Genomic DNA, 276 nt, shown 5'->3' with positions numbered 1-276 from the left:
ATATTTACGCTTGTGCTGTTTTGCTCATTTTTTATTGATGCGAGATGCTCAGCTATAGTGCTATAAAACTTCTCTTTATCAATTGGTTTAGCTAAGTAATCAGTAAAACCAAGTGCTAAATACTGCTCGATCTCATGGCTCATTGCATTGGCCGTTAAGGCAAATATTGGCTGCTCATAACCGCACTGCCTGAGCAACTCAAAAGCAGTAATGCCATCCATAATAGGCATTTGAATGTCCAACAGCACAAAATCAGGATACTCTTTTAAACATTGC

1 protein-coding gene is annotated in these 276 nt (G+C 38.4%); it reads right to left on the bottom strand.

The window, feature by feature from the left end:
* The coding region (locus AAEY83_RS14640) for a response regulator (RefSeq protein WP_351060002.1) at positions 1-248 on the bottom strand (248 nt) is incomplete at its 3' end.
* Positions 249-276 lie beyond the last annotated feature (28 nt).

This window comes from Psychrobacter sp. TB20-MNA-CIBAN-0197 (assembly GCF_040309765.1).
In the GTDB taxonomy this organism is placed as follows: Bacteria; Pseudomonadota; Gammaproteobacteria; order Pseudomonadales; family Moraxellaceae; genus Psychrobacter; species Psychrobacter submarinus.
This window is presented reverse-complemented; position numbering and strand designations above follow the sequence as displayed.